The sequence below is a fragment of the Cylindrospermum stagnale PCC 7417 genome (genome assembly GCF_000317535.1).
GTDB classification, from domain to species: Bacteria; Cyanobacteriota; Cyanobacteriia; order Cyanobacteriales; family Nostocaceae; genus Cylindrospermum; species Cylindrospermum stagnale.
The window spans coordinates 6,778,297-6,791,066 of the sequence record NC_019757.1; the positions used below are offsets into that span (position 1 = coordinate 6,778,297).

Here is a 12,770-nt window from a genome sequence, read left to right on the forward strand (position 1 = left end):
AAGAGATCCCCAACCCACTTAAAAAGGGGGCTTTTTAGATACCCCACTTTTTAATCAGCTTTTTAGTGCGTAAGTCCTACTAATATTGAATTTTAAATTTCACTGTTGTGCTTCTACAGGACGTTCATCTGGGATAAATTCTCCTGGTGTGGTATCGATTGCAGGTTTAGTAATCTCCATACCTGGTATTGGTAAATCGAGATTTGGCCCTCTGCGGATAATGCGGCTACCAAAATACAAAACGGCGATAAATAACAGGCTGTAGACTGTAGCAAAGGTGGTGAGTGAAGCTAAAACATTACTCGCAGGTAGACGAGAAGCAGCATCAACCGTGCGAATTTGTCCGTAAAGCGTCCAAGGTTGTCTTCCCACACAGCGGACTATCCAACCTGACTCAACGGCGATGTATCCTAGAGGTGCGGCGAATACCCAAGCCAGCATTAACAAACGTTGCTGGGTTATATTTTCGGTTGAGAGTTTACCCCGTAACCATTGCAGAGTGCTTAACAGCATCAGTCCAGCGAGGAAAAAAGCGATCGCGATCATCGTGCGAAAGGCATAATAAATTAAACCCACCATTCGCGGACGATCCTCTGGTTTCCACTCCTTTAAACCGCGTAATGGTTGAGAAAGATTTTGTTTAAATTCCAGAATGTAACCCAAGCCGTTGGGGATGGTGATTTCCCAGTCGTTTTTCTCGGCTTTTTCGTTGGGTAACGCTAGCAAACTCCAGTCAGCAGGTTTTCCAGCCGGTGATGATTCCCACTGGGCTTCCATTGCGGCGAGTTTTGTGGGTTGATAGTGATAAACTTGTTCACCGCTGAGGTGTCCGATGTAGATTTGTAGTGGGGCAACTGCGATCGCAGCTGCTAAAACTATTTTCAACGACTGAGCAAAAAAAGCCGGGTGTCGTCTTTGGAGAATATACCAAGCGCTAATTCCCCCAATCACAAATAGAGATGTCTCCAATGTGGCAAAAAACATGTGGAGAACACTGTTAACCATGAAGGGATTTAAAATTGCCTGAAAGTAATCATGGACAACAAATTTACCATTAACTAATTCCCCTCCTGCGGGGGTTTGCATCCAAGAATTAGCTGTTAAAATCCACAAAGTTGAGAGATTAGCGCCAACAGCAACTAAAATTGTTGAGAGAAAGTGAATTGTCGGATTGACACGCTCCCAGCCAAATAACATAATTCCTAAAAAGGCAGCTTCTAGCATAAATGCCCAAGAAGCTTCAAAGCCAATAACGCTGCCAAAAAAGTTACCAACTGCTTCCGAGAATGGTGCCCAATTAGTGCCAAACTGAAATTCCATTGGGATGCCGGTTGCTACACCAATCCCAAAATTCAGCACGTAGAATTTAGCCCAAAAACGAGCATGGAGATAATAATCTGGATTCTGAGTTTTGAGCCAAATTGCCTCAATAATAACGAGATAGATTCCCATTCCTGTAGTTAGGACGGGCCAAAGTATATGGAATATTGCCGTTAGGGCAAATTGCATCCTTGATAGCACAACTGAATCGGATAAAAATTCCACGAATTTTCCCCATTAGCAAGCTGTCCTATTTAGAATATCTATTTCTCTTTTGATGGGAATGCACCAAAGGGTTATATTTCAATACGGTTCTGTTAAAAAAAATGTAGGTTGGGCTTACCGTGCGAGAACCCAACAATGTCCCGCAAATGTTGGGTTTCGTTCCTCAACCCAACCTACGTAGACTTAAGCATCGTATAAATTTACCCTCTTTTCAGGCTTTTTCGATGCGTCAGTGGACTAGACGTAGTGTGCGTTCCCTAACGCACAATTTATAGGACTTTTTTTAGCGATGCGTAAGTCCTAGCATTATGCAGAATGCTTAAATAATAGAAAAAACACTAAAGATTTTTAAGTTAGTTAAAATCTTCAGTGCTTTCTTCACTCTTTCATGAGTAAGTCTTTAGTGTCGCTTAAGGCATCAATAATTGAATTCTTTTATTGATTCAAATGCTTGTTTGGGGTCATTTGGATTAATAAAAAATCCGCTTGCTACCTTTGTACCTTTTTCATAAATAGTAGCGGTAGAAATAGGCGGATAGATTCGGGGAACAGGGGTTTGATAGTAAGTTTCTGGATTAGCTTCGACAGTGCCCAAAACTATTTTGTAATTATCACCAAAAGTGGTTTGAGCTTCTGATTTTAGCTTGTCTAAGGAAACTTCAAAGGCTTCACGTGTTGTGTCAGATATCAAAATTACAACTACAGGTTTGTCGGATTGCACTACTTCAGTTTCAAAATTTTCTGGAGTAAGAGTTGCCACATCTGATGAGGTAGCAGCAATAGCTGGAGATGCCAAGAACATCAAGCTACTTACAACCAGTGCTAAAAATCCTGATATCAATTTTTTCCCGATTACAATCATATTTTTCTCTACTTAGGTACAAATTACGTAAGTAATCTATCACGAACGAGAAAGAGACACAAGGAAAGTTAAAACACTTAAGCAATGATTTTAACAATGTTCCGCTGTACTGGTGCGCTGTTGAAACAGAAGCAAGGACGGTTAATATATTAAAGTTTCAATCCCTGGTAGGGATTTTAGTCTTTTGCAAGCCATCGATTAACCCACCTTTGGATAGAGTTTAAAGGGTTTCAATCCCTAGTAGGGATTTTGGTGTTTTGCCAGCAAGCTAGATATTTAAGAATTTGGTGGGAGTGATTGTACAGCGTGTCGGAGGCGATGGCGGAGTGCGCCCGCTCAAAGAAAGAGCGATCGCACTCAATTAGCTAGTTCAATTGATTGAACTTCAGTTAAACACGGCATCAAAAAATTAGCAGCATGGCTAGGGTTGGAGGGAGCTTTTGGAAAAATAGTTCCCACCACAGTCACTTGTTTCTGTTCAAATCGGCTGATTTCTTCCTTCGGTCGTTTTGCCTCCACATGCCAAACTGGGTACAGTAAAACTTCCGTGCCATCCTCTAATACCAATGCAACATTGCCGTTGTAAACCGGCGGAGAGTCAGGTCTTTGACGCACATCAATCTGGACATAGCGTCCTACGAGGCGGACTTGCTCAACAGCGTTTTCTTCAATATCCGCCTTCACTACAACCATTGGTAACTGTACCATTGTTTGTTTTCCTTTAACTAATCCAGATGACTCGGCACGATTTAGACCGCATCCTAAAGATGCTATAGCTATTGTCCAACTGATCAACCAAACAAGACTTTTTTGCATCATTACTTGGGTTTGACTTTTGCAAGTTTTCATTTGTGATTTCGCAGTAATTGCGAGCACCTGTTTCAATCCCTAATAGGGATTTTGATGTTTTGCAAGAAGGTATTCACTTCAGCATTGGTGATTTACCCGTGAGCGTTTCAATCCCTAATAGGGATTTTGATGTTTTGCAAGCAAAAAACCACCCTCAGATGGTCGCAGATTGACCAAGTTTCAATCCCTAATAGGGATTTTGATGTTTTGCAAGCTGTTCTGTGGGAAACCGATGGAAGTAGGCTATCTCGTTTCAATCCCTAATAGGGATTTTGATGTTTTGCAAGGCACAGAAGAACTTTGCAGCGATTAAGCTCTACTTCGTTTCAATCCCTAATAGGGATTTTGATGTTTTGCAAGTTACTTCCTTGCCTCTATGTTTACATCTTACTATGGTTGTTTCAATCCCTAATAGGGATTTTGATGTTTTGCAAGGATGTAGTGCTTTCTGAGGAAGATGATTTTATAGGGTTTCAATCCCTAATAGGGATTTTGATGTTTTGCAAGTTAAAGAAAATGTAGAAGGTGCGCTAGCCACTGCAATGTTTCAATCCCTAATAGGGATTTTGATGTTTTGCAAGGGCTGGGATCTGGAAGCCTGGTTGTATTTGGTTTTCAAGGTTCATTTGCGCGGATGGGTAAATCATACCACGTTTCAGCGCGATCGCAAAACATAAAAAACGCTGAAACCCAGTCCCCATAAGGTGCGCGGATCGTTTTTCAGTTCGATAGCCCTCAAAGCCTTGCATAGAGAGAGATACAGCCATTTTTTTTCACCCCTCATTTTCTACACCCACCCATCCGCGCAACCAACAGACTATTAGACTGATTTTAGAGTACTACTAGCGTTAAAAACATTGAGCCTACTTTAGCCAATTTTCTTCGACTTAACAGCAAAGCGCTATAGCGTTTTTCGCTTGTATACAATACACTTTGACCTCTCTCCAAACCTCTCCCCTACAAGGGGAGAGGCTTTGAATCTTGCTCCCCTTCCCTAGTTTTGAATCTTGCTCCCCTTCCCTAGTTCTGAATCTTGCTCCCCTGCCCTAGTTTTGAATCTTGCTCCCCTTCCCTAGCAGGGAAGGGGTTGGGGGTTAGGTCTTTCTTCGACTTAACTGCAAAGGCTTTAAATCATGCTCCCCTTCCCTAGTTTTAAATCATGCTCCCCTTCCCTAGTTTTAAATCATGCTCCCCTTCCCTAGCAGGGAAGGGGTTGGGGGTTAGGTCTTTCTTAGACTTAACAGCAAACCACTATATATATAGTTAACTCACCAAATCAGGGAAAACCTCTTGCACAGCCGGATGCACCAAGCGATGATTTTGGACATTTAAACCCTTACCTAAAGCTGGGTTAACATCCAAAGCCTTAATTCCCAAATTTGCCAACTGCACAACATAAGGTAATGTACTGTTGTTGAGTGCTTGGGCTGCCGTCCAAGGTACAGCCCCTGGCATATTGGGAACGCCATAATGGACTACGCCCTCATCAATATATACTGGGCTAGTGTGAGATGTGGCGTGTAAAGTTTCTACACAACCGCCTTGGTCAACCGCTACATCTACAATTACAGAACCGGGATGCATTTGCTTGACCAAATCGCGGGATACTAATATCGGTGCCCTGCGTCCGGGGATTAAAACTGCACCAATGAGTAAATCGGCTTCTTTAACAGCGGCTTCAATGTGGGCAGAATTGCTGTGAACCAGTTCGACTCTAGAGCCAAATAAAGTTTCTAAATAAGATAAGCGCTCAACGTTGACGTCTAAAATCTGCACGATCGCACCGATGCCAACGGCAATTCTAGCGGCTTCTGTGCCGACAACGCCACCGCCTAAAATTACTACTTTGCCTGCTTTAACACCGGGTACACCGCCTAAAAGTACACCTTTGCCCCCTTGCTGGCGTTCTAGGAACCTCGCCCCAAATTGTACCGCCAACCGACCGGCGATGATGCTCATGGGGGTAAGCAGGGGAAGTCTATTTTGTCCTGGTTGTTCTACGGTTTCATAAGCGATCGCACAAGTGCCACAATCAATTAAATGCTCGGTCAATTGGCGATCGGCTGCTAAATGCAAATAAGTAAATAAAATTTGCCCTTTTTGCAGAAATTTATACTCAGTTTTCAGCGGTTCTTTTACCTTGACTACTAGCTCCCGATTCCAAGCTGCTTCTAGTGTCGAGACAATTTCTGCCCCAGCGCTGCTGTAGTCATCATCTGTAAATCCAGCACCAGTACCTGCTTGGGTTTGGACAAAGATATGATGACCATTTTCCCGCAGCACCCGCACACTAGAAGGACTCAAACCTACCCGAAACTCTTGATCTTTAGTTTCCTTGGGAACGCCGATTTCCATTTACAGCCTCTGATTATTTTTTGTTTCACTTTAGCCTGCCAGTCCCCAACCCGCTACTTCTGCATTAGGGATAGCGAATTTTGATTTAACTCAACTCAACTAACGCTGGAGAGTTGCTGACTCTTCCTCTTGACTAATGCCCCAGTATTCTTACAATAGATAAAGAATAATTAAAAATTGTAAACAAAGCATTTGCATAGCTCCCTCCCGGAAGCTGCCGCTGGATTTCTCAAGCTACCTTGGCATTCAGGCACTGCAATTAGCTCAAAACCCAATTTAAAGTTTCGTTTGCCGACAAGAGAGAGAGGAATTTTTGATCATGACACAACCACAACCAACCGTTAACCCCAAATTAGAAGAACCTAAGTTTGGCTTCAATGAATATGCCGAGCGCTTGAATGGTCGAGCTGCTATGATTGGCTTCATCTTGATGGTGGTAATTGAATACGCTACCAATCAAGGCGTGCTCACATGGCTCGGTTTAAAGTAGTGCCAGAAGAAAGCACGGGCTTGCAAGTTGTAAGCTATTAATTAGAAGAGTTCTAACCAGCTGGAACAACCAGCTGGTTTTGGCTTGAAAGCGAACTACCTGACGCAACTTACCGTCTATGGCTATAAAGCAGATAGGACTAACGGTGATATCCTCAGCCGGACATTACTAAAGACAGGGGGGTGAATTACGACACTTGCTCTTCTACTCTAGGAAATTATAATGTTGTGTGTCTTGATTTGCCTTTGATGATCATGGCAAATTACTGGTGGGTTACTCTGGGTAGATTTATAGAAAAACTTAACTGGAACTAACTAAGCTGTGATGAACGCTGTATTACCTCGTTTTTTGAAGTCAGCCTACCGGAAAGAACCACTAATCAGTGCATTAATGACAATGGGTGTGGTGGATGCCCTAATTGGTGGATTGGATGATAGCTGGTCGTTATTCGCTTTTGGTTTGGGAACAGCAGGGATTGCTCTTGCCTTTAAGTTGTGGCGGATGCAACAGCGTCCTCCTTTACCTGAGGAACCTGTAGTTCAACATTACTTGCCCTCTCGCTCGTCCAGTTCAGCTTTACCAATATTGACAGTTTCTAAGAAAAAGCCACGCCTATAGTAGCTGCTGATTGTCAATGATTGCCTACCTATTCAATTCGTGAGGAAAAGCGGTGAGGAGTCAGGGAACAGGTGGGGGTAATGCTGTCTTTCGTCCTTATTTTGTCTTGGCATGTATGGTAGCTGTCGCCCTACCTGTTGCCATCTGGCAAGGGCAAGATATGTATGTTGCCCATGCTGCTAACGAAAATCTACTAGACTTGACAGCTAACACAAGCTTTGCTAATCCTCGGTTGCTTCACTCCTTCATTGCTCATGAGGGAACTATTAAATCTCTAACCTTCAGTCCAAATAGCAAAATCTTGGTTAGTGGTGGCGCCGACAATGAAGGCAGAATTCAATTTTGGAATTCTCAAACGGGCAAAAAAGTGGGGACTATCGGCAAAGCACACCAAAAAGCGGTGGAATCTATCGTGATGGCGCCAGATGGTAAAACCCTCGTTAGCTGTAGTAGTGACAACACAATTAATCTTTGGAATCTGAAAAATAAGAATTTTAGCCGCTCTTTTGTCGCCCATACCACTAATGTATTGTCTTTAGCGGTATCACCTGATAGTAAAATTCTTGTCAGTGGTGCTTTAGATGGAATTCGGCTGTGGGATTTGCAACAACAGCGTCCACTGGCTACTCTGGTACGCTTTGATAATTTGATCTTTACCTTGGCGATTAGTCCTGATGGTCAGATTTTGGCTAGTGGTGATAGCAAGGGTGTAATTAAGTTATGGAATTTGACTACTGGTAAACTAATCCGTCGAGTTGCGGCGCATAATCAAGTCGTCACTGCTGTGGCTTTTACACCCAATGGCGAAAGTTTAGTTAGTGCTAGCCGCGATCGCACTATTAAGCTGTGGAATGTCAACAAGGGTACAAGAGTGCTCACCCTCACCGGACATAATAACTGGGTAAATGCGATCGCTATCAACCCCGATGGGCAATATCTAGCTAGCGCTGGCAAAGATGGGGTTAAATTGTGGAATTTAGCTACAGGTGAGTTATTAACTTCACTTGCTGGTCATTCTGACTGGGTGAGTGCGATCGCTTTTAGCCCCGATGGGCAATTTCTAGCCAGTGGCGGATTTGACCGGAAAATTAATATTTGGCGCAGTAATTGAGCAAAGATTTTTGAGCAGGGATACGGCGGATAAAGTTCACGAACAACTATATTTGTCAAGTCATATTTTGCTAGCATAAGTTAATTTTGTTAAAACTTGCTTGACTCAAATTATAAATAATCATCAATTTTGATATAAAAAAGAATTTATTATATTAATCTAAATATTGATATGTGTGATATATAATTATTCTTACACTAAACAAAGTTATCTTCAAATCCTGTGACACTTAAGAGTCTTAATAATAATTCTTGCAAGATTTTTATTGATAAATGTAGTTTTGGTAGAGGAGGTTTTGCTGCTCAAAACATTACTAAAGGTGAAGTTATTTTGACCTTTACTGGCAAGATAATTACTTTGGATGAAGTTTTAGCAAAAGACGAGCAATTAGTCGGCAATCCATTGCAAATAGAGACTAAAACATATATTGACCTAGAAGAACCTAGCGTTTTTATCAATCATCATTGCAATCCCAATGCCGGAATTGTAAACACACATACATTAGTAGCTTTAATTGATATAGGCAAAAATGAGGAAATTTTCTACGATTACTCTACAAGTATGAGTGAGAAAGATGAACCATGGACAATGGAGTGTGGATGTTCAGCAGCAAATTGTAGAAAAACAATCGAGGATTTTCATGACTTGCCAACGAGTATTAAAGAAAAATATCTCCAACTAGGTATAGTCCAAGAATTCATTGTCCGTGAACACAATTCGGTGGGCAAAATTAGCTTAAGTCAAGCTAATTAAAAACGCAAAAATTAAAGCTATTTCTCGATAAATTTAACTGCCTATTGCATCAGCAACACAGGTTGCCTAAATATTTTAATAGTCAACCAAATTTCTATTTAAATATTTTAGCTCTCAAAGATTTCCCTGCTTCTTCCACAAAAGAAACTAAGTATTTAGATATCTCACAGGATATTTTAGACACATATGAGCAATTAGCACGCAACGAACCACATTCAGTATGAGTGGCTATAATCAAGTCGTCACTGCTGTGGCTTTTACACCCAATGGCGAAAGTTTAGTTAGTGCTAGCCGCGATCGCACTATTAAACTGTGGAATGTCAACAAGGGTACAAGAGTGCTCACCCTCACCGGACATAATAACTGGGTAAATGCGATCGCCTTTGGCGGGGCGTAGCCCATCGCTTCCAGCGGGCGCTCCGCGCCATCGCCATTCATCCCGATGGCCAAACTCTGGCCAGTGCTGGCAAAGATGGGGTTAAACTGTGGGATTTAACTACAGGTGCGTTAACCAATACACTTTATCAACATTCTGACTGGGTGAGTGCGATCGCTTTTAGCCCCGATGGGCAATTTCTAGCCAGTGGCGGATTTGACCGGAAAATTAATATTTGGCGCAGTCAGTAAGCAGGGATACGGCGAAGCATTAAAAAACTCAAAGGCTGTTAGGATCGATTCCCCTCTGTTGCAACTTAATTAACAGTTCCTCTAATTGTTGTTGACTTTGTGCTAATTGTTGTTGACTTTGTGCTAATTGTTGCTGACTTTGTGCTAATTGTTGCTGACTTTGAAATTTTACTTCTTCTGGTGTCAGGTATCTATTACCAGCTTCATCATACCAATAGAGCCATTCTCGCGTAATGCCTTGATATTTTCCCCGTTCCCGACCAATACCTAAACCAATTTCTGGCATCCATATTTGATCACCTGGTAGTAAAACATATTCACCATTAACTAAACGATAAACTTCTAATCGTTGGCGTCTCTTCCGTAGACGAGTTGGTGCATAGATTACATAATATAAAATACCTAACTGTGCATAATCTAACTTCTTTTGTTCATACTCATAATTGTAAGTTTGGGAAACGATTTCTAAAGTTAAAATTGGGGGAATCCCATCTTCTTCCCAAAATACATAACTTAAACGTCCTTGTTCTCCAACAAAACGTTCTACACCCAAACTCAAAAAAGCATCAGGAACAATGGCAGGTTTATTAACAGTATAATAAACTCCCATATTAACGCCAAAAAACCAATCATCCCGGTTTTCCCAGATAGTAGCTAAGACAGCTAACAATAAATTGGGAATTAAAATTTGTAGTTCATTATCCACAGGAGTATCATCAGAACTTGGCAACTCTTCGGAAGAAGGTAGGCAAGCTAAAGGATTGTAGTTAAACATAAGATTATATTCCAAGACAGTTCAGTTAAGAATTTCTTCCTTCTCTTTCTTCTCTTCTTTTGCGTTCTTTGCGTCCTTCGCGGCACGCCGCTCCGCGTCTACGTTAAAAAAATTGACTTTGACAAAGAGTTAAGCCTTAACACCAAGCGTATTGGATTACATTTTAAATATATTATAGATTGAAAGCCTAACCTAAAAGCCTGTTATTGACACTCAGAAAAGAGGCACGACCAATAAAAAAACCCCCAGGAGGGGGCTGATAAGTTATTCGAGTGGAGTGAACAACTCATAATTAATACTCAAAGCAGATACAGCAATCCGAACAAAATAATCCAAATCACGTCTACAAAGTGCCAATAAATTTCGGCAGCTTCAATACCGAAGTGCTTTTCGTTGCTGTAGTGACCCTGAACGCGCGATCGCCACAACACCGCGATAATTGCCACAACACCAATAGTCACGTGCAACCCGTGGAAGCCAGTCAAAACATAAAATGCACTGGCAAATAAGTTAGTGGTCAGACCAAATTCCAAATGGGTGTATTCATACACCTGCCCAACCAAGAAAATCGCACCCATTGCGGCAGTAATCGCCAACCAAATACGCATTCCCCGTGCATCGTTCTTTTTGATTGCAACATCAGCATTGTGCATCACAAAACTGCTAGCAATCAAATTGACTGTGTTGACACCGGGTAGCAATAGCTCTAACTCCGGTGTGCCTGCGGGAGGCCATACAGGTAAGGTAGAACGGAAAGCCAAGTAAGCTCCGAACATCCCCACAAAAATCATCCCTTCAGCAATCAGGAAGACAACCAGCCCAAATAGACGATGGTCTGGATGCGCTTCGTGATGAGCATCTGCCGCTACCGCTGCGTGGTGATGATTCAGTTCAGTTTTAGCTGGGTCAATTATTTGACTTTGCATGAATCTTAATTAATGGGTAATGGGTAATGGGTAATGGGTAATAGGTAATGGGTAATAGAATTTAATCACCAATTACCTATTACCAATTCCCTATTTAGAATCTTCAGGGTTAGCAGCAACCGCAGGATCAGGTTTCGCTCTTAATACCGAGTTTAGTCCAGCAGATAAAACTGGGTTAGGGTCGTCTAAGGGTACACCTTCTTTAGCCTTAGACAAGCCATAGTCATAGGGACCCGTCGCCAATACTGGGAGTTTGTCAAAATTCTCAATTGCTGGCGGTGAGGTAGTCATCCACTCTAACGTGAGTGCATTCCAGGGATTATTAGCAGCTTTCGGCCCGTACAACCAACTCCAAATCGCATTGATAATAAAGGGTAATGTCGAAATCGCTAGTATATAAGACCCATAGGTGCAGATTTCATTGAGTGAGGTAAATTTGGGATCATATTGGGCAATCCGGCGGTTCATGCCCATCAGCCCCAGCTTGTGCATGGGTAAAAAGGTCATATTTAGACCGACGACAGTCAAGACAGCGTGAACTTTACCCCAAAATTCGTTGATCATCCGTCCCGTCATTTTCGGGAACCAGTGGTAGATCGCCGCAAAAATCCCCAAAACGCTACCGCCAAAGAGGACGTAGTGCAAGTGAGCGACGACAAAATAGGTATCGTGAACATGAATATCAAAAGGTACAGCCGCCAACATGACGCCGCTAATACCACCAATCACGAAAGTACCTACAAAGCTAATGGCGAAAATCATCGCACTGTTGAGCCGGATTTTTCCGCCCCACATCGTTGCTAACCAGCTGAATATTTTAATTCCCGTGGGTACGGCAATGATCATTGTGGTGATCATAAAGAACATCCGCAACCAACCGGGGATACCGCTGGTAAACATGTGGTGTGCCCAAACTATTAGCCCCAAAAAGCTGATAGCCAGAGAGGAATAGGCGATCGCTTTATAGCCAAAAATCGGCTTGCGCGAATGAACGGGGATAATCTCTGAAATTGCCCCAAAAAATGGCAAAATCATGATGTAAACCGCTGGGTGGGAGTAAAACCAGAACATATGCTGGTAAACTACCGGGTCACCGCCACCAGTCGGGTTAAAAAATGTTGTCCCTGCCAATAAATCAAAAGACAGCAGAATTAGCGCCCCTGCAAGTACTGGCGTCGATATCAGCACCAGCGCCGAAGTGGCAAACATTGCCCAACAAAACAAGGGCATTTGATGGACTCCCATACTGGGAATCCGCATCTTCAGCAAGGTAACGACAAAATTAATCGATCCCAAAATCGATGACGTACCCAGCAGCAAGACACTCATAATCCAAATTTCCTCACCCACTTGTCCTGTTACCAAGCTGAGGGGAGGGTAGGAAGTCCAACCTGCATCCGGTGCATCACCCAATACCAAACTGGCGATGAGCAAAATACCCGCTGGGGGAATCATCCAAAAAGCCACAGCATTCAGCCGAGGGAATGCCATATCCTTAGCCCCAATCATTAGGGGAATCAGATAGTTAGCAAATCCGGCTCCGGCTGGCACAATCCACAAGAAAATCATGATTGTGGCGTGGAGTGTGAACAGGCTGTTATAGACTTCTGGCGTCACAAAATCAACTTCTGGCGTTCGTAGTTCTGTCCGCACCAAGTCAGCCATCACGCCACCGATGCAGTAGAAAATAAACGAAGTGACTAGATATTGAATCCCAATCACCTTATGGTCGGTGCAGAAGCCAAAGAAGTCCCGCCAGTGTCTTTCCCCTGATTCTTCATTCAGGGCGGGGATATTAGCAGTTTCTTGCAATGTAGCTCGTGTCATGATCAATTAGTCATTGGTCATTAGTCATTGGT

The 12,770-nt window shown here is 42.6% G+C and carries 11 protein-coding genes, 1 pseudogene and 1 CRISPR repeat array; of the genes and pseudogenes, 5 read left to right on the forward strand and 7 right to left on the reverse strand.

The window, feature by feature from the left end; translation table 11 throughout:
- Positions 1-99 precede the first annotated feature (99 nt).
- From CYLST_RS28805 to ald, 4 genes are all read right to left on the reverse strand, one after another.
- Positions 100-1,545 carry a cytochrome ubiquinol oxidase subunit I gene (locus CYLST_RS28805; protein ID WP_015211267.1) on the reverse strand — a complete coding sequence of 482 codons (1,446 nt, stop codon included), beginning with the start codon at positions 1,543-1,545 and terminating at the stop codon, positions 100-102.
- 418 nt (positions 1,546-1,963) lie between these two features.
- Positions 1,964-2,407: a YbbN family protein gene (locus CYLST_RS28810; RefSeq protein ID WP_015211268.1), complete on the reverse strand. Its 444-nt coding sequence runs from the start codon at positions 2,405-2,407 to the stop codon at positions 1,964-1,966.
- Between the two features lie 357 nt (positions 2,408-2,764).
- Positions 2,765-3,256, reverse strand: a complete 492-nt coding sequence (locus CYLST_RS32845; RefSeq protein ID WP_425389060.1) for a hypothetical protein — start codon at positions 3,254-3,256, stop codon at positions 2,765-2,767.
- 29 nt (positions 3,257-3,285) lie between these two features.
- Positions 3,286-3,837: a CRISPR direct-repeat array (repeat unit 37 nt; unit sequence GTTTCAATCCCTAATAGGGATTTTGATGTTTTGCAAG).
- A gap of 682 nt (positions 3,838-4,519) precedes the next feature.
- Complete coding sequence (gene ald / locus CYLST_RS28820) at positions 4,520-5,611, reverse strand: alanine dehydrogenase (RefSeq protein WP_015211270.1); 1,092 nt, start codon at positions 5,609-5,611, stop codon at positions 4,520-4,522.
- A gap of 319 nt (positions 5,612-5,930) precedes the next feature.
- Here ald and CYLST_RS33810 point away from each other — a divergent pair, with 319 nt between their 5' ends.
- From CYLST_RS33810 to CYLST_RS33815, 5 genes and pseudogenes are all read left to right on the forward strand, one after another.
- The gene (locus CYLST_RS33810; protein ID WP_015211271.1) at positions 5,931-6,101 is read left to right on the forward strand and encodes a chlorophyll a/b-binding protein; all 171 of its coding nucleotides are present in this window, start codon (positions 5,931-5,933) and stop codon (positions 6,099-6,101) included.
- A 324-nt stretch (positions 6,102-6,425) separates the two neighbouring features.
- On the forward strand, positions 6,426-6,719 hold the full coding sequence (locus tag CYLST_RS28830) for a hypothetical protein (protein ID WP_015211272.1): 294 nt from the start codon (positions 6,426-6,428) through the stop codon (positions 6,717-6,719).
- A 52-nt stretch (positions 6,720-6,771) separates the two neighbouring features.
- A complete protein-coding gene (locus tag CYLST_RS28835; RefSeq protein WP_015211273.1) occupies positions 6,772-7,830 on the forward strand; it encodes a WD40 repeat domain-containing protein in 1,059 nt (352 codons plus the stop codon).
- A gap of 222 nt (positions 7,831-8,052) precedes the next feature.
- The gene (locus CYLST_RS28840; protein WP_015211274.1) at positions 8,053-8,583 is read left to right on the forward strand and encodes an SET domain-containing protein; all 531 of its coding nucleotides are present in this window, start codon (positions 8,053-8,055) and stop codon (positions 8,581-8,583) included.
- Positions 8,584-8,812: 229 nt separating this feature from the next.
- Positions 8,813-9,210 (forward strand): annotated as a pseudogene (locus CYLST_RS33815) (WD40 repeat domain-containing protein); the annotation flags it as partial.
- A 28-nt stretch (positions 9,211-9,238) separates the two neighbouring features.
- On the opposite strand, the gene CYLST_RS28850 reads toward CYLST_RS33815, so the two are convergent.
- From CYLST_RS28850 to ctaD, 3 genes are all read right to left on the reverse strand, one after another.
- Positions 9,239-9,985, reverse strand: a complete 747-nt coding sequence (locus CYLST_RS28850; protein WP_015211275.1) for a Uma2 family endonuclease — start codon at positions 9,983-9,985, stop codon at positions 9,239-9,241.
- Between the two features lie 299 nt (positions 9,986-10,284).
- Positions 10,285-10,911: a cytochrome c oxidase subunit 3 gene (locus CYLST_RS28855; RefSeq protein WP_015211276.1), complete on the reverse strand. Its 627-nt coding sequence runs from the start codon at positions 10,909-10,911 to the stop codon at positions 10,285-10,287.
- Positions 10,912-11,001: 90 nt separating this feature from the next.
- Entirely contained in the window at positions 11,002-12,738 is a 1,737-nt protein-coding gene (gene ctaD, locus CYLST_RS28860; protein ID WP_015211277.1) for a cytochrome c oxidase subunit I, read from the reverse strand.
- Positions 12,739-12,770 lie beyond the last annotated feature (32 nt).

Bases quoted from the DNA above. Each gene is read 5' to 3' on its own strand.
- CYLST_RS28850 (WP_015211275.1), bottom strand. From the start codon at position 9,985: ATGTTTAACTACAATCCTTTAGCTTGCCTACCTTCTTCCGAAGAGTTG.
- CYLST_RS28855 (WP_015211276.1), bottom strand. From the start codon at position 10,911: ATGCAAAGTCAAATAATTGACCCAGCTAAAACTGAACTGAATCATCAC.
- CYLST_RS32845 (WP_425389060.1), bottom strand. From the start codon at position 3,256: ATGAAAACTTGCAAAAGTCAAACCCAAGTAATGATGCAAAAAAGTCTT.
- CYLST_RS28810 (WP_015211268.1), bottom strand. From the start codon at position 2,407: ATGATTGTAATCGGGAAAAAATTGATATCAGGATTTTTAGCACTGGTT.
- ald (WP_015211270.1), bottom strand. From the start codon at position 5,611: ATGGAAATCGGCGTTCCCAAGGAAACTAAAGATCAAGAGTTTCGGGTA.
- CYLST_RS33810 (WP_015211271.1), top strand. From the start codon at position 5,931: ATGACACAACCACAACCAACCGTTAACCCCAAATTAGAAGAACCTAAG.
- ctaD (WP_015211277.1), bottom strand. From the start codon at position 12,738: ATGACACGAGCTACATTGCAAGAAACTGCTAATATCCCCGCCCTGAAT.
- CYLST_RS28830 (WP_015211272.1), top strand. From the start codon at position 6,426: ATGAACGCTGTATTACCTCGTTTTTTGAAGTCAGCCTACCGGAAAGAA.